Origin of the sequence: Nonomuraea solani, from assembly GCF_900108335.1 — a bacterium.
Taxonomy (GTDB): Bacteria; Actinomycetota; Actinomycetes; order Streptosporangiales; family Streptosporangiaceae; genus Nonomuraea; species Nonomuraea solani.
The window spans coordinates 354,512-368,785 of the sequence record NZ_FNVT01000010.1; the positions used below are offsets into that span (position 1 = coordinate 354,512).

Genomic DNA, 14,274 nt, shown 5'->3' on the forward strand with positions numbered 1-14,274 from the left:
CTCAGCGGGACTCAGTGGGCGTGGGCGCGCAGGACGATGCCGATCCTGCTGGGCGCCTCCTGGCTCAGGCGCACCGACTCCAGCGGCACCGTCACCTCCGGCGTGCGGTAGCGGCCGCCGGAGAAGCGGTCGGCCAGGCGGGCGCGTACCGACGCCGCCGTCACGTCCCCGTCGAGGGAGCTGCGGCCGTCGCGCCAGATCTCCACCGCGCACGGCCCCGGCTGCGCGGCCAGCGCGAGCCCCGCCACCGTCGCGCCCGCCAGCGCGCCGGTATCGCCGCGCGTCCAGCCGTAGTGCCAGATGCCGGCGGCCACCACGGGCGCGGCCGGGCAGCAGCCGGGCGCGGCGAACACCACGTCCAGCCCCTGGAACAGCAGCGCGGCGATCTCCTCCGCGCCCCGCCCGGCCAGGGCGCCCCCACGCAACCCCGGCAGCTCCGGCAGCGGGCCGCTCGTGCCGTAGATCAGCTTGACGCCCGTCTCCAGGTGTCCAGGACCGCCGTCGCGCCAGCCACAGGCGACGACATCGACCGACTCGGCAGACCTCCACGTGCCGATGCGCAGCATGTTCATTGACTACCCTTTGCCGCGAACCGTCACACACTGTCACAGGTTTAAGGTTTCCCGGGTGGAGGAAGAGATCACAGCTGTGCTCGGCGGCATTGACGTCGTCATGGAGCCGCTCACGCACAACCCGCTCAACGCGGTCACCGGCGGCATCTGGCGGGTGCGCAGGGGTTCGCGCTCGGCCGTGCTCAAGGTGCTGACCAGGCGCAAGGACGCGCCGGACGGGTGGCGGCACTCCGAGGACCCGCGCCACTGGAACTACTGGCGCAGGGAGGCCGACGTGTACGCCGACGGCCTGCCGCGACTCTGGGCCGGCTCCGGCCTGCGCGACAGCGTCTTCGACCTGTTCCTGCCCGCCGCCCTGCTGCCCGCCCTGGACGCGGCCGTCTACGGCGCCTATGTGCGGGGCCTGCGGGAGTCCGGCTGGGCCGACGAGGCCCGCCGGCTGGCCGACGCCGTGCTCTGAGCCGCCGATCGCTACCGGTCGAGGACGTGCAGGGTGTGCGGGTACGAGCCCAGCGGCACGGGCCCGTCCTCCGTGCAGGCGACCACGTCCGCCATCCGGGCCCCGAACAGGTCGGGCACGTAGATGGCCGGCTCCAGGCAGAACGTCATCCCGGCCGCCAGCACGGTGTCCTCACCCGGCCGCGGCCCCTCGTCGGGCCCCAGGCCGACCCCCCGGCCGACGTGGGCCGCGCCGAAACGCCCGTACCCGCTGCCGTCGATCACCTCGCCCACGGCCCTGGACACCTCCGACACCGGTACGGCGGGCCGCACCGCCGCCAGGCCCGCCCGGTGCGCGGCCAGCACCACCGAGTACATCGCCTCGAAGTCCTCCGGCGGCTCGGCCACCACGAAGGCCCTGGCCACCTCCGCGCAGTAGCCGTCCCACCGCCCGCACACCGACACCAGCAGCGCGTCACCGGGATTGATCACCCGATCGCCCGGCACGTGCGCGGGCCCCGCGGTGTGCTCGCCCGCCGCCACCCGCAGCGCCACGACCTCCTCGCACCCCGACTCCACCAGCAGCAGCCGCAGCCGGTGGGCCATGGCCCGCTCGGTGGCCCCGAACCAGGCCAGCTCCCGCGCCTGCCCCAGCACCCGCTCGGCGGCGGCGACCGCGCGCCCGATGGCCTGGATCTCGTGCGGCTCCTTGCGCAGCCGCAGCGGCGCCAGGACGGAGGAGGCGGGCACCAGCTCGGCCTCGATCGCCAGCCCGAACAGCTCCCGCACCCGCATCTCCGGATCCACCCCGACCCGCCGCGCCCCCTCGGGCACCAGCCCGGCCGGATCGGCGGTCTCGGCCAGCACGTCCCGCGTCACCACGAGGAACGCGCCCGGCTCCGCACCCGAGAAGCCCGAGCCTCCGCCCAGGAACCGGTGGTCCGGCGAGGGCCGCAGCACGAGCGCGTCCACCCCGGCTCCGGCCATCGCCTCCCGGACCGCCGCCACCCGCCAGGCCGTGTCCGGGCCCGGCACCTCCGGTTCCGGCGTCACTTCGGCTCGTGCAGCCAGCAGGCGACCGGCCCGAAGTCCGGCTCCTTCTCGCGGCACACGTCCATCACCAGCGGGCAGCGCGGGCTGAACCGGCACCCGCCGGGCGGGTTCGCCGGATCGGGGACGTCGCCCGGCAGCTCCGCCGGCAGCACCCCCAGCCCGTCGGGCGCCGGGATGGCCCCCAGCAGAGCCTTGGTGTACGGATGCCGCGGATCCGCCCACACCTCCGCCGTCCGCCCGACCTCGACGATCTTGCCCAGGTACATGACCGCGATCCGATCCGCGATCAGCCGCACCACCGACAGGTCGTGGCTGATGAACAGCAGCCCCGCCCCCGACTCCACGGCCAGGTCCCGCATCAGCCTGGCCACCTGCGACTGCGCCGAGGCGTCCAGCGCCGAGATCGGCTCGTCGCCGATGAGCAGCCGCGGCCGGGCCGCCAGCGCCCTGGCGATGGCGATGCGCTGCCGCTGCCCGCCGGAGAACTCGTGCGGATGCCGCCCCGCGAAGTCGCGCGGCAGCCCGACCCGTTCCAGCAGGTCGGCGGGCGAGGTGGCGGTGTCCCGGGCGGTGCGCAGGCCGTCGGCGATCTGGTCGCCCACCCGCCGCCGGGGGTTCAGCGACGCGTACGGGTCCTGGAACACCATCTGGATCCCGGTCAGCTTCCTGCGTCGCAGCCCGAGCGGCGTGACCGGCTCCCCGTCGAACGCGATGGCGCCCTCGGCGACCGGGTTCAGCCCGCAGACCGCGCGGGCCAGCGTCGACTTGCCGCACCCCGACTCGCCGACCAGCCCCACGACCTCGCCCGGATCGACCGCCAGGCTGGCCCCCGCCACCGCCCGCACCACGGGACGCCCGGGGGAGCGGTGCTCGACGACCAGGTCCTCAATGGTCAGCAGGCTCATCGGCCCCTCTTCTCGGTATCAGGCAGGGAGTCCAGAAGGGCGCGGGTGTACGGGTGCGCCGGTTCGCGCAGCACCTGCCCGCGCGCCCCCGACTCGACCACCAGCCCGTCCTTCATCACGCTCACCTCGTCCGCCACCGCCGACATCACCCCGAGATCGTGCGTGACCAGCAGCACGGCCAGCCCCAGCTCGTCGCAGAGCCCGCGCAGCAGCCGCAGCACGCCCGCCTGCACGGTCACGTCCAGCGCGGTCGTCGGCTCGTCCGCGATGAGCACCTTCGGCGAGCACGCCAGCGCGATGGCGATCGCGATCCGCTGCCGCATCCCGCCGGAGAACTGGTGCGGAAACCGCCCGTAAGCCTCCTCGGCGCCCGGAATGCGCACCTTGCCGAGCAGCTCCACCGCGCGCGCCTTCGCCTCGGCCTTGCCCAGCCGCAGATGGTGCCGCATGTGCTCGGTGAGCTGTTTGCCGATGGTCAGCATCGGGTGCAGGCTGGTCGCCGGGTCCTGGAAGACCATGGCGACCTCGCCGCCGCGTACCCGGTTCAGCTCCTTGGCGGGCAGCGTCAGCAGCTCGCGCTCGCCGAGCCGGATCGCGCCCGAGGCCCGCGCGCCGTGCGGCAGCAGCCCCAGCACGGCCAGCCCCGTCATCGTCTTGCCGGAGCCGCTCTCGCCGGCCAGCCCGTGCACCTTGCCCGCTTCGAGTCGCAGGTCGACCCCGCGCAGGATCTCCTTCTCGCCGATCGACACCTTCAGATCGGTGATGTCCAGCGTCACAGCGCACGCTCCTTGATCGCGCGAGCGGTACGGGGATCCAGGGCGTCGCGCAGCGTGTCACCGAGGAAGTTGAACGCCAGCACCACGGTCAGGATCGCCAGCCCCGGGAACGTCGCCACCCACCAGCTGTCGAAGACCTCGACGCCGGAGGCCACCATCGCCCCCCACTCGGGGGAGGGCGGCTTGGCGCCCAGGCCCAGGAACGACAGGCCGGACAGCAGCAGCAGCGCGGTGCCGATGTCCAGGGTGGCCAGCACCAGGACGGGGCCGGTGACGTTCGGGAGCACGTCCACCCGCAGCGAGCGCCACACCGAGAAGCCCAGCAGCCGCCCGCTCAGCACGAACTCGCGCTCCCGCACGCCCAGCACCAGCCCGCGCGTGACGCGGGCGTAGGCGGGCCAGGCCACGACCAGGACGGCCAGCACCGCGTTGCCCAGGCTGGCGCCCAGCGCGGCGGCCACCACCATGGCCAGGATGACGGTCGGGAACGCGAACACCAGGTCCGCCAGCCGCATGATCGTCTCGTCGGCCCACCGGCCGAAGTACCCGGCGATCGCGCCGAGCAGCCCGCCGATCAGCACCGACAGCGCGACCAGCAGCAGCGTGAGCGGGATGGACACCCGGGCGCCGTACATGACGCGGCTCAGGATGTCGCGGCCGAGCTGGTCGGTGCCGAACCAGTGCCCGGGCCCGGGCGGAGCCAGCCGGGGCAGCTCCTGGGCGAGCGGGTCGTGCGGCGCCAGCCAGGGCGCGGCCAGCGCGATGACGACCCAGGCCACGGCCAGCACGCCGCCGACGACGGCCAGCGGCTGCCGCCACGCCTCGGGCAGGCGCCGCAGAAGGCCCTTGCGGGCCAGGGGGTCGCGGCGTCTCATTGGAGCCTCACTCGGGGATCGATGACGCCGTACAGGACGTCCACGATCAGGTTGATGACGAGGTAGACCAGGCCCACGACCAGGCCGACGCCCATGACGGCGGGCAGGTCGAGGGACGTCGCGCTCTTGTAGGCGTACTGGCCGATGCCCGGCCAGGCGAAGATGGCCTCGACCAGCACGGTTCCGGACAGCAGGCTGCCGAAGGCGAGGCCCGCCACGGTGATGATGGGCACCAGGGCGGAGCGCAGGACGTACCGGAAGAGGATCGTCCGGCCCGGCAGGCCCTTGGCCCTGGCGGCGCGGACGTAGTCCTGCCCCAGCACCTCCAGCACGGCCGAGCGGGTGAAGCGGGTCAGCAGCCCGATCGTGTAGAGCGCCAGCACCAGGGCGGGCGTGATCAGGTGGCCGACGGCCGAGGTGAAGATGTCCCAGCGGCCGGCCAGCAGCGCGTCCACCGTCTGCAGCCCGGTCACGGGCGGCGCCAGGCCGAGCGCCGCGTCCACCCGGCCGCTGCCCGGCGTGATCTGCAGCCGGTAGAAGAACACGTAGAACGCGACCAGCGCCAGCCAGAACGTCGGGACCGAGATGCCGATCAGGCTCAGCACCCGCAGCGCGTGGTCGGACAGCCGGTCCCTGCGCAGGGCCGCCACGACGCCGAACGCCACGCCCAGCACCAGCGAGACCACGATCGCGGCCCCCGCCAGCTCCAGCGTGGCCGGGACGAACTCGGCCAGGTCCTGGCTGACCGGCCGGTGACTCTGCTGGCTGGTGCCCAGGTCGCCGCCCACCAGGCCCTGCAGGTGGATCAGGTACTGCTGCCAGAGCGGCTTGTCCAGGCCGTGCTCGGCCCGCCACTGCGCCACGATGGCCGGGTCGCCGAGCGCCCGCTGGCCCAGGTTGGCGGCCACGGGATCACCGGGTACGAGGTTCGTCAGCACGAACGTCACCAGCGTGATCCCCCAGGCCATCAGCACGGCCAGCAGGATCCGCCGGACGAGGAAGCGCACCAGCGGATGCGCCCCCCGCCTGGAGGTGATGGACACCTGCCGATCCCTACTTCGCGCCGAGGTCGGCGACGTCGACCGTCCACACCGGGTGGTACTCCAGCCCGGTCACCGACCCCGCCGTCACGATGTTCTGGCTCGGCTGGATCAGCGGGATGAACGGCCCCGAGGCGTTGAGCTTCGTCTGGACGTCCACGTAGGCCGCCTTGCGCGCGTCGTCGCCGATCGTCGTGGCCGCCTTCTCACCGGCCGCCTCGATCTCCTTGGCCGCGCCCGCCTTCCAGCCGGCCCGCAGGCCCACCGTCTTGCCGGGCAGGAAGGCCAGGTAGTCGCTCGGGTCCGGGTAGTCGGGGCCCCAGTACCACAGGCCCATCTCCTCCTTGCCGTTGCGGTAGTTGTCCAGCGCCGTGGTGACCGGCGCGGGCTGCAGGTCCACCGTGATGCCGACCTCCTTGAGGTTGGCCTGGACGCGCTCGGCCAGCGGCTGGAACGACAGGCCGTTCACGGTCAGCTCGCTCGGGTATTCGAGCTTGACGGTCGGGTTCGACAGGCCGCTGGCGGCCAGCGCCGCCTTGGCGCCCTCGACGTCCCGCTTGGCGCCCTGGTCGGCGGGCAGCGCGCCGAGGAGCTGCGACGGGATCACGCCCGGCGCCTGGGTCGAGCCCTCGCCGGCCAGCTCCAGCAGGCCCGCGTAGTCCACGCCCTTGCGCACGGCCTCGACGAACTTGGCGTTCGGGGTGGTCTTGCTGATCGCGGAGTCCTGGTTGGCCAGCAGGAAGATGACGTTCGCCGAGGCGGTCTTCTTGACCTGCAGGGTCGCGGGCATGCCGGTGACCTGGTCGCCCGACAGGTTCAGCGCCACCTGGCTGTCGCCGCGCTGGACGTTCAGCTTCTGGGTGGCCGCCTCGACGTTGCGGATGACGACCTTGTCGTAGGCGGGCTTGGTGCCGTAGTACTTCGGGTTCGCCTTGAGCGTGACCTGGCTGCTCACGTTGAACGACTCGATCTGGTACGGGCCCGAGCCGGCGGAGGAGGAGTTCAGGTACTGCTCGGCCTTGTCCTGGGCGTCCGTGGTCGCGCCGTTCTGCTTGGTGACCTTGCTGTTCAGGATGCCGAGCGCCGGGTTGGGCAGAATGTAGGGCAGCGCCGGGTTGGCCGACTTCGACGTCAGCGTGATCGTCGTGTCGTCGGTCTTGGCCACCTCGACACCGTCCAGCAGGAACGACGGCGTACCCTTCATGTCACGCACCCGCGTGAGCGAGAACACCACGTCGTCCGCCGTCACCGGCGAGCCGTCGGCGAACGTGGCGCCCTGCTTGAGCTTGAGCGTCAGCGTCTTGCCGTCCTCGGCCAGCTCGTACGACTCGGCGAGGGCCGGAACCGGCTTGGTCACGTCGGCGCCGTCGAACGTCAGCAGCGTCTCGTAGACGGCCTTGCCCACGATGAGCCCGGTCGGCTCGTACGTACGGCCGGGGTCGGCCGTCTTGAGGTCGAAGGACGTGTCGATGACGAGGGTCTTGCCCCCGGCGGCCCCGGAAGCTCCGGTGGCCTGGGGGCTACCGCCGCTTCCGCAGGCGGCGAGGGCGAGTGCACCGGCGAGCAGTACAGCCGCCGTCTGCGAGCGGGTCGCCATGTTGGTCCTCCAAAATTGGACGTTCGGCAGAAGGATGTCGAGGATTGTGCGGCAGAACGTCCAGGTCACGTGCGGTCGCTGAGACGTATATAAAGGTCGTTGAGGTAATGATGAGTGAAATTTCCAGAAATGGTGTCGGCGGCGGCGGTCAGCCTGGACGGATCGGAATCGGCCTGGAGCTCGACGACGTCCATATGAAGATCCTTGAGGTCCTGCGCGAGAACGGCAGGATCTCGGTCGCCGCGCTGGCCGAGCGGGTGGGCATCTCCCGGGCGAACGCCTACACCCGCTTCGAGGCGCTGCGCGCGGACGGCGCGATCAAACGGTTCACGGCCGAGATCGACCACGTCAGGGCGGGGCTCGGCATCACGGCGCTGATCTTCGTGACCGTGCGCCAACAGATGTGGAAACAGTTCAGGGCGGAGCTGGCCCGGATGCCGGAGGTGGAGTACTGCGCGATCACCACCGGCCAGCACGACGCGATGATCCAGGTACGCGTGTCCGACGTGGCCGCGGTGCACACCATGGTGACCGACCGGCTGGCCAACATCCCGGCGGTCAAGGCGACCGAGACGGTGTTCATCCTGGACGAGGTGCTCAGGCGGCCCTACGTGCTGCCGAGCGACCGCGATCAGGGCCGTCCGGCGCGCCGCCCGGCCCAGGAGGCGCAGGGCGGCGACGTGCCGCTCGGCAAGATGCGCTTCGTCGGCGCCGCCGAGGGAAGGGCCGCCCTGCGCAAGGACGACTGATCAGGCGCCCCCGGTGCGGACCCCGGTTTGGACTTCGGCGCACACGCTGACATGCGGCGTGTCGTCGCCGTCGAACGTGAACTCCTCCACCAGGCGCAGCAGCCCGTCGTCGCCGGTCTCGACGCGGCTGCTGCTCCGGCCGCCGGCCTTGCCCCCGGCCTTCAGGGCGTGCGCGTACGAGATCGACACCACGTCGTCGTCCCGCGTCCCGACGAAGCGGCCGAAGGTCACGGTGTCACCCGTGTAACTGCCCCACACCACCCCGTCCTCCTCCCAGTAGAGGAACTCGGTGGGACTGTCCCGGTTCACCGTGCTCGCGGTCGAGCTCACCATCACGAATTTGCGGCCGTTGAGATTCACGCCGCCCATGGTCCCCAGATTTCCGAAATATCAGCAAACCGGCTGGACATATGGTGAGGGCCTCTTGTCAACGGCCGGCAATCCGTCCAGCCGGCCCCGGGCGGCGGCCGCTCAGTCCATCAGTTTGGTCGTCAGGGCCACCCGCGAGCTCACCCCCAGCTTGGCGAAGGCGTTGCCCAGGTGGTACTCGATCGTCTTCACGCTCAGCACCAGCTCCCTGGCCACCTGCCGGTTCGTCATCCCGGTCGCCACCAGCCGCGCCACCGCCTGCTCCTGCGGCGTCAGCCGCAGCAGCGGCGAGGCCCCGGCCTCGGGCCGCGGCAGCCCGCACGCGCTCAGCTCCCGCTCGCACCGGTCCACGTACGGGGCCGCGCCCAGCCGGCCGAACAGCCCCAGCCCCAGTTCGAGCTGCGACTGTGCCTGGCGCCGCCGCCCCAGCCTGCGCAGGAACCTCCCGTACGCCAGCCGCAGCCGCGCCTCGTCGAACGGCAGCCCCGCCGCCCCCGCGTGCGCCAGCCCGGCGACGAACGCCGAGTCGGCCGGCTCGTGCTCGTGCCGCGCCGCGTGCAGGCCGCCCCGGCAGCGGGCCGCCGCGGCCTGCGCCGACCGCCTGCCGCGCCGCCCGGCCAGCCGTTCGAGCCCGGCGAGCTGGGTCTCGGCCCGCTCCAGGTCGCCCAGGGCCACCAGGGCGTCGATGAGCAGGTCGAGCCACTGCACGATGCCGGGCTCGTACACGATGTCGTGCACCTTGACCGCCAGCAGCGGCTCCAGCGCCTCGACCGTGCGGGGGTGATCGCCCCGGGCGGAGGCCAGGTGGGCGGCGGCGCTGCACACGTGCGCCAGCGAGGCCACCGCCCCGGAGCTCGCGGCCTTACTCGACAGGGCCGACTCCACGTGCGCGTCCGCCAGCGCCCAGTCGCCGCGGGCGGCCGGAACGAGCGCGGCCAGCGCGTGGCAGACGGGCGAGAGCCAGCGCTGGTCGGCGTCGTCGGCCACGGACGCCGCGGTCTCGGTGTGCAGGCAGGCGTCGTCCCAGCGGCCCGCCCGGTACTCCGCCTGCCCCAGCATGGCCATCGCGAGCATGCGGAAGGGCACGGAGCGCTCCCCACAGGCCGCGACCGTGGCCTGGAGGTCGGCCAGCCCGCCCGCCAGGTCGTCGCTGCAGGTCCGCAGGAGCCCGCGGCCGAGCAGCGCGTCCAGCTCCGCGATCGAGGCGCCCGACGGCGTGGGCAGATCGCCGGTCGCGGCCAGCGCGGCGTCGATCTCGCCCGAGATGCCCAGCCCGGTGATCTGCGTGTAGCGGTTGTAGTCGATGCTGTAGCGGTAGCCGGGGGAGTTCCTGGCGCGCTCCGCCCACCGGGCCGCCTGCCTGCCCTCCGCCCTGACCAGGCAGAGCATGGCGAGCTGCTGCGCCGCGCGGGCGGCGAGGCCCGCCTGATGCGGCCCCGCGCGCTCCCAGGCGGTGATCAGTTGCGCGCGGGCCTCCTCGACCTGGCCGCGCACCATGGCCAGGTGGCCGAGCGCGTAGCCGCGCACCGCCGGGTGTGCCTGCTCGGGCAGGTTCGCGGTCAGCCTGGCCGCCTCCTCGACCCGGCCGTCCAGCAGCAGCGCCTCCACCGCCTCCGCCGCCAGCGGGGCCGGGTCGCCCGACAGCTCCGCCGCCGCCTTGAGATGCTCGGCCGCGCTGCCGAACGCGCCCAGCCGGACCTGCGCCCGCCCCAGATCCGCCAGCTCGGCGGCCAGTTCGGGACTCGGCCCCGCCACCGCCTCGATGCGGTGCCGCAGCCGCGCCTGCTCGCCCTCCGCGACCAGGGCGGCCCGCGCGTGCAGCGCCGAACGGTGCGCCGGGCCGAGGTCGCGGTAGATCGCCGCGCGGATCAGCGGATGCGCGAACGCCGCCATCGGGCCGTGCGCGGAGGACCGCTCCAGCAGCACTCCCTCCCGTACGGCCTGCTCAAGCGCCTGCAACGGCTCCTCGACGCCGGCCACCCTGGCGGCCAGGTGCAGCGGGCACGCCAGGCCCAGCACGCTCACCGCGCTGACCAGCTCACGCACCGGCGGCGCGCACCTGGCCACCTTGGCCAGCACCAGCAGCGCGTACGAGCGCGGCGCCGGCAGCGGCTGCCCCAGATCGTCCAGCGCGCCCGGCGGCACCTCCTCCAGCAGCGCCCGCAGGTGCAGCGGCACGCCCTCGGTGTGCTCGACCAGCCGCGCCACGGCCCGCTGCGACACCGGGCCGCTCACCATCGCGGCCACGTCGGCGCCGCGCAATCCGGTCAGCCGCAGCCGCCGGGTGGCGTCGGCGGTGATGAGCCGCTGGAGCCCCTGGGGCCCCGGCAGGGTGGCCGCGTCACGCAGCAGCAGCACCGCCAGCACCCGGTCCACGCGCAGCCTGCGCAGGCAGAACGTCAGCGCCCGCAACGTCGGCACGTCGGCCCAGTGCACGTCGTCCACGACCAGGCAGAGCGGGTCGGTGAGCTGCCGCTCGGTCACCACGTCGAGCAGCGCCGCGCCGACCGCCAGCGGATCGGGCAACTCGGCCGGATCGGCCAGGCCGGGCGCGGCGAGCTCGGCCAGCCGCGGCGGCAGCCCGCCCGGCCCGCCGAACAACCTGGTCAGCGTCCCGTACGGCAGCAGCGCCTCACCCTCGTCGCCATCGGTGAACAGCACGTCGGCCGTGCCGCACGACTCCAGGAACCGATGGACCAGGGTCGTCTTCCCGATCCCGGCCGGCCCTTCGACGACCACCAGCCTGGGTAAACCGGCACGGGCACGCCCGAACTCCTCACGCAGGCACCCGAGCTCGAAGTCACGCCCGACGAACGATGTGATCGGCTCAGCCATGCCGGCCTCCCAACCCTGGGACATATAACGCTTTCGCGGTACGGCGGGCGACTCAAGTAAGACTTGCCTGTCTACATGTCCAGAGCCTGCCCGAAAATCAGGGGTTATCCCCAGGTGCCGCTCCGGGGCGCGCCTCCTACGATCACGGGTGACCCGGGAGGAGTGATGCGCTTCGTTCTCGATCTGGAGTATGGCGCGGACGGGGTTCGCGGGCAGGTCACGCGGCAGGGCTGCGACCGGCCCGAGCCCTTCCACGGCTGGCTCGACCTGTTGCGCGTGCTCGAGGAACCGTACATCAGGGGTAATCCCTGGGACGGTCCCTGACGCGCCGGGCCCGAGAAAGTCAGAACATGTGATGCGTCCCCCGTGGGAGGGGCGCAGGTGAAGACCTTCCGGCCGTTCGCGGAGGGACGGCCAGGGTCTTCGCCGCGCAGGGGGCGGTGCCCGCCGGCCCCCGTGGAGCAGCTGCCACGTCAGCGCGCCGGTCCTCGCCATGCCGGCGCCGGGTCCGGCGGACTTCCCGGGGCGGTCCCCGCAAGGTAGCCATGCGGCGGCCGCTCCGGCGCACCGCCCCTGTCCTCTCGGCCGAGCCGGCTTGCCCGGGGCTTTACCTTTCGAGGGCTGACGCCATCATTGCGCTGTGTGATAGTAATGTGACACTGCGTATCCGATGAGGTCCGGGAGATCTTTCATGGTGGCGTACACGCTCTCGATCTTGGCGGCGGTGGGCGCGGTGGCGCTCACCGCGCTGGTTTTCAGGCGGGTGAAGACGGCCGGGGAGGACCGCGACCCCAGCGGCCCGTCGGCCGGTCACGCGGGCTCGATGTTGTCGGCCATGTTCCTGCTGGTGTTCGCGATCGCGATCATCGTGCCGTGGACCACGGCCGACGCCGCCCGGCTCAACACCCACGCCGAGAGCCAGTCCGCGGTGGACGCCTACTGGGCGGCCTCCTCACTGCCGGACACCGCGGCCGAGGAGGTGCGCGCGGGGCTGCGCGACTACGTGGCGTTCGTGGTCAAGGACGAGTGGCCGCTCATGGCCGAAGGCAAGATGCACCCGGTCGGGGCGGCCCGGATGGACGAGTTGCGCGGGCAGGTCAACGAGCTCCAGTCGCGCGACAACGACGAAGACGACGCCAAGGCCTCCGTGCTGGAGCACCTCAGCGCCATGTCCACCGCCCGGGCCCAGCGCACCGCCGACGCCGCCGCGACGCCGCCCGCCGGGCTGCTGTTCCTGACCGCCCTCACCGGCGTGCTGGTCATCGTCTTCCCGTTCCTGGCCGGCGCCAGACCGCGCGGGCTGGCGATGCTGCCGCTGGTGGCGACCGCGGCGCTGCTCGGCTTCGGCATCTACCTGACCTGGGACATCTCCCGCGCCTTCGCCGGGCCGCTGGCCGTCGGGCCCGACGCGTTCCAGGGGACGTTGCAGGAGTTCGCCCGGATCGCCGGGGGGATGTGACCGTGAGTGTCAGGCGCGCGCCGCTGCTGCTGGCCGCCGCTCTGCTGGCGGCCATGGTGGCGGGCCCGGCGGCGGCCGACCCCGACCCGTGGCCGGTGCCCAAGATGTCGGTGCCCAAGCCGTCGGTACGCCCGCCCGCCCCGCCCGCCCCGCCCGCCCGGCCCGCCCGGCCCGCTCAGCCCGCTCGGCCCAAGGGCGTCACCGTCGGGCCCGAGGTGCGGGTGCCGAGGGTGACGGTGCGGCGCTCGCCCGCCCCCAGGGTGTCGATCGCGATGCCCAAGGGGAAGCGGCGGGCGACGACGCCCAAGGTCGTGGTGCCCCGGGTGACGGTCTACCCGGACGGGGTGTGCGCGGGCGGGGTCCGGTCGCGCGGGCGGGACGCGCAGGGGAGCCGGGTTCAGGTGCCCGGCGTTCCGGACGGCGGGACCCAGGGCCGCGGAGACCAGGGGCGCCGAGGCCGGGCGGGGGAGGTTCAGGTGGGAGACTGCCCGCGCCGGAAGGCGCCCGCGGCGGCGCCCAGGCCCGTGCCCCGGGTGATGCCCCGGGTGATGCCGCAGGTGGCGCCGGTCCTGGTGCCTCCGCCCGCTCCTGAGACCACGCCGCCCGATCCGACCCCCAAGGAGACGGCCCGGGCGCGCGTCGTGCGCGCCCAGCCGCCGCCCCGGCGGCGTAACCCGCTGAACACCGTGCTGATCACGACCGTCCTGGTGACGGCGATCGCGTCGACCACGGCCGTGGCGTTCAAGCGCCGCCGGTGACCGACTTCAGCGCCTCGGTGCGGGTCTTGAGAGTGGTGCGGAGGGTGGCCGCCTCCTCGGTGGTCTTGGCGGTGTCGGCGCCCTCATTACGGTTGTACGCCCGCACCGCCTGGTCCAGCAGGCCCGTGGCGGTGCCGCCGGCCAGCAGTTTGGTGTAGAGGGTGGCGTATTCGCGCTGGTAGAGCTTCTTGAAGCCGGCGTCCTTGAGGAACTTGTCCTTGAGCGCATGACCCATCCGAAGCCCGCCCGGCCCGTCTTGGCCGCCCGGCCGAGCCTGACCGCCTGGGTCGCCTTGACCGGCCGGCCCGCCCGGGTCGGCGCCGGTCGGGGGCCGGCGTCGCTGTCGCGCCCTTCACACAGGCGCAGGGCGTCCTCGTACGGCAGGCGCACCCGGCGCTTCTGCGTGACCCGGTTGACGCGCTGCTTGATCTCGACGTAGACCGGCGTGTCCGCGCCCACCGAGAACCGGTCGCCGTAGTGGCGGATCCGCAGCTTCCTGCGGAACTTCAGGCCCTCGATCTTCTCCCAGTAGAAGCGGAGCCGCCGGGTGTCGTAGTAGACGCTCCAGATGCCGTAACCGTTCTCGCCGCTGTGCCGGTCGCGGTCGAGGAGGCCGTCCATCTCCTTCCGCAACTCGCCCGCCACGGCCGCGTCGACGAGGTACTTGATCTCGTACCTGTTGAACGCGTGCAGCCTGCTGGGGGCGCGCAGCGCGTGGCCCGCCTCACCCGGGTTCGTGCTGGGAATCGGGGGCTGACCTGCGGGGACGGTTCGCCTGCGGAATCTGCGCAGCATGTCACTCCCTTCGTGTCAGCCATATGAGACAGTGACAACCTGGAATAACGTGT

16 protein-coding genes and 1 pseudogene are annotated in these 14,274 nt (G+C 72.9%); 5 read left to right on the plus strand and 12 right to left on the minus strand.

Going from position 1 to position 14,274, the window contains the following annotated elements:
* Window positions 1–11: 11 nt before the first annotated feature.
* Complete coding sequence (locus C4V41_RS33110; RefSeq protein WP_146103883.1) at window positions 12–572, minus strand: acyclic terpene utilization AtuA family protein; 561 nt, start codon at window positions 570–572, stop codon at window positions 12–14.
* 55 nt (window positions 573–627) lie between these two features.
* Between C4V41_RS33110 and C4V41_RS62150 the strand changes: the two genes are divergently transcribed.
* Window positions 628–1,032, plus strand: a complete 405-nt coding sequence (locus C4V41_RS62150) for a hypothetical protein (protein ID WP_160150479.1) — start codon at window positions 628–630, stop codon at window positions 1,030–1,032.
* An 11-nt stretch (window positions 1,033–1,043) separates the two neighbouring features.
* Here the strand turns inward: C4V41_RS62150 and C4V41_RS33120 are convergent, their stop codons facing one another.
* The 7 genes from C4V41_RS33120 to C4V41_RS65475 form a co-directional block, all read right to left on the minus strand.
* Entirely contained in the window at window positions 1,044–2,063 is a 1,020-nt protein-coding gene (locus C4V41_RS33120) for a M24 family metallopeptidase (RefSeq protein WP_235030515.1), read from the minus strand.
* Window positions 2,060–2,968 carry an ABC transporter ATP-binding protein gene (locus tag C4V41_RS33125; RefSeq protein WP_103959885.1) on the minus strand — a complete coding sequence of 303 codons (909 nt, stop codon included), beginning with the start codon at window positions 2,966–2,968 and terminating at the stop codon, window positions 2,060–2,062. The genes C4V41_RS33120 and C4V41_RS33125 overlap by 4 nt, the downstream gene beginning before the upstream one ends.
* Window positions 2,965–3,744 carry an ABC transporter ATP-binding protein gene (locus C4V41_RS33130; RefSeq protein WP_103959886.1) on the minus strand — a complete coding sequence of 260 codons (780 nt, stop codon included), beginning with the start codon at window positions 3,742–3,744 and terminating at the stop codon, window positions 2,965–2,967. The genes C4V41_RS33125 and C4V41_RS33130 overlap by 4 nt, the downstream gene beginning before the upstream one ends.
* Window positions 3,741–4,619 (minus strand): ABC transporter permease, encoded by an 879-nt coding sequence (locus C4V41_RS33135; RefSeq protein ID WP_103959887.1) that lies wholly within the window; start codon window positions 4,617–4,619, stop codon window positions 3,741–3,743. Before C4V41_RS33135 ends, C4V41_RS33130 begins: the two co-directional genes overlap by 4 nt.
* Window positions 4,616–5,662 (minus strand): ABC transporter permease, encoded by a 1,047-nt coding sequence (locus C4V41_RS33140; RefSeq protein WP_103959888.1) that lies wholly within the window; start codon window positions 5,660–5,662, stop codon window positions 4,616–4,618. Before C4V41_RS33140 ends, C4V41_RS33135 begins: the two co-directional genes overlap by 4 nt.
* A gap of 10 nt (window positions 5,663–5,672) precedes the next feature.
* Window positions 5,673–7,256: an ABC transporter substrate-binding protein gene (locus C4V41_RS33145; protein WP_103959889.1), complete on the minus strand. Its 1,584-nt coding sequence runs from the start codon at window positions 7,254–7,256 to the stop codon at window positions 5,673–5,675.
* Between the two features lie 65 nt (window positions 7,257–7,321).
* Entirely contained in the window at window positions 7,322–7,450 is a 129-nt protein-coding gene (locus C4V41_RS65475) for a hypothetical protein (RefSeq protein ID WP_268808706.1), read from the minus strand.
* Here C4V41_RS65475 and C4V41_RS33150 point away from each other — a divergent pair, their 5' ends adjacent.
* The gene (locus tag C4V41_RS33150; protein WP_235030516.1) at window positions 7,451–8,005 is read left to right on the plus strand and encodes an Lrp/AsnC family transcriptional regulator; all 555 of its coding nucleotides are present in this window, start codon (window positions 7,451–7,453) and stop codon (window positions 8,003–8,005) included. It abuts the gene before it with no gap.
* Here the strand turns inward: C4V41_RS33150 and C4V41_RS33155 are convergent, their stop codons facing one another.
* Together C4V41_RS33155 and C4V41_RS33160 are read right to left on the minus strand one after the other, a co-directional pair.
* Window positions 8,006–8,365, minus strand: a complete 360-nt coding sequence (locus C4V41_RS33155; RefSeq protein WP_235030517.1) for a hypothetical protein — start codon at window positions 8,363–8,365, stop codon at window positions 8,006–8,008.
* 111 nt (window positions 8,366–8,476) lie between these two features.
* Window positions 8,477–11,209 carry a helix-turn-helix transcriptional regulator gene (locus tag C4V41_RS33160; RefSeq protein WP_160150480.1) on the minus strand — a complete coding sequence of 911 codons (2,733 nt, stop codon included), beginning with the start codon at window positions 11,207–11,209 and terminating at the stop codon, window positions 8,477–8,479.
* Between the two features lie 165 nt (window positions 11,210–11,374).
* On the opposite strand from C4V41_RS33160, the gene C4V41_RS62155 reads away from it, so the two are divergent.
* The 3 genes from C4V41_RS62155 (at window position 11,375) to C4V41_RS33170 (ending at window position 13,426) form a co-directional block, all read left to right on the plus strand.
* Window positions 11,375–11,533 carry a hypothetical protein gene (locus C4V41_RS62155; RefSeq protein ID WP_160150481.1) on the plus strand — a complete coding sequence of 53 codons (159 nt, stop codon included), beginning with the start codon at window positions 11,375–11,377 and terminating at the stop codon, window positions 11,531–11,533.
* 367 nt (window positions 11,534–11,900) lie between these two features.
* Window positions 11,901–12,668, plus strand: coding sequence for a bestrophin-like domain (locus C4V41_RS33165; protein ID WP_160150482.1), 768 nt, complete (start codon window positions 11,901–11,903; stop codon window positions 12,666–12,668).
* 2 nt (window positions 12,669–12,670) lie between these two features.
* A complete protein-coding gene (locus C4V41_RS33170) occupies window positions 12,671–13,426 on the plus strand; it encodes a hypothetical protein (RefSeq protein WP_146103884.1) in 756 nt (251 codons plus the stop codon).
* Here the strand turns inward: C4V41_RS33170 and C4V41_RS64510 are convergent.
* Together C4V41_RS64510 and C4V41_RS65480 are read right to left on the minus strand one after the other, a co-directional pair.
* Window positions 13,410–13,661, minus strand: coding sequence for a hypothetical protein (locus C4V41_RS64510; RefSeq protein WP_235030530.1), 252 nt, complete (start codon window positions 13,659–13,661; stop codon window positions 13,410–13,412). The genes C4V41_RS33170 and C4V41_RS64510 overlap by 17 nt on opposite strands.
* A gap of 119 nt (window positions 13,662–13,780) precedes the next feature.
* Window positions 13,781–14,221: pseudogene (locus tag C4V41_RS65480) on the minus strand (VTC domain-containing protein); the annotation flags it as partial.
* Window positions 14,222–14,274 lie beyond the last annotated feature (53 nt).

Coding starts and splice junctions, on each gene's coding strand:
- C4V41_RS33110 (WP_146103883.1), bottom strand. CDS start 572: ATGAACATGCTGCGCATCGGCACGTGGAGGTCTGCCGAGTCGGTCGAT.
- C4V41_RS33125 (WP_103959885.1), bottom strand. CDS start 2,968: ATGAGCCTGCTGACCATTGAGGACCTGGTCGTCGAGCACCGCTCCCCC.
- C4V41_RS33135 (WP_103959887.1), bottom strand. CDS start 4,619: ATGAGACGCCGCGACCCCCTGGCCCGCAAGGGCCTTCTGCGGCGCCTG.
- C4V41_RS33145 (WP_103959889.1), bottom strand. CDS start 7,256: ATGGCGACCCGCTCGCAGACGGCGGCTGTACTGCTCGCCGGTGCACTC.
- C4V41_RS65475 (WP_268808706.1), bottom strand. CDS start 7,450: ATGGACGTCGTCGAGCTCCAGGCCGATTCCGATCCGTCCAGGCTGACC.
- C4V41_RS33150 (WP_235030516.1), top strand. CDS start 7,451: ATGAAGATCCTTGAGGTCCTGCGCGAGAACGGCAGGATCTCGGTCGCC.
- C4V41_RS33160 (WP_160150480.1), bottom strand. CDS start 11,209: ATGGCTGAGCCGATCACATCGTTCGTCGGGCGTGACTTCGAGCTCGGG.
- C4V41_RS62155 (WP_160150481.1), top strand. CDS start 11,375: ATGCGCTTCGTTCTCGATCTGGAGTATGGCGCGGACGGGGTTCGCGGG.
- C4V41_RS33165 (WP_160150482.1), top strand. CDS start 11,901: ATGGTGGCGTACACGCTCTCGATCTTGGCGGCGGTGGGCGCGGTGGCG.
- C4V41_RS64510 (WP_235030530.1), bottom strand. CDS start 13,661: ATGGGTCATGCGCTCAAGGACAAGTTCCTCAAGGACGCCGGCTTCAAG.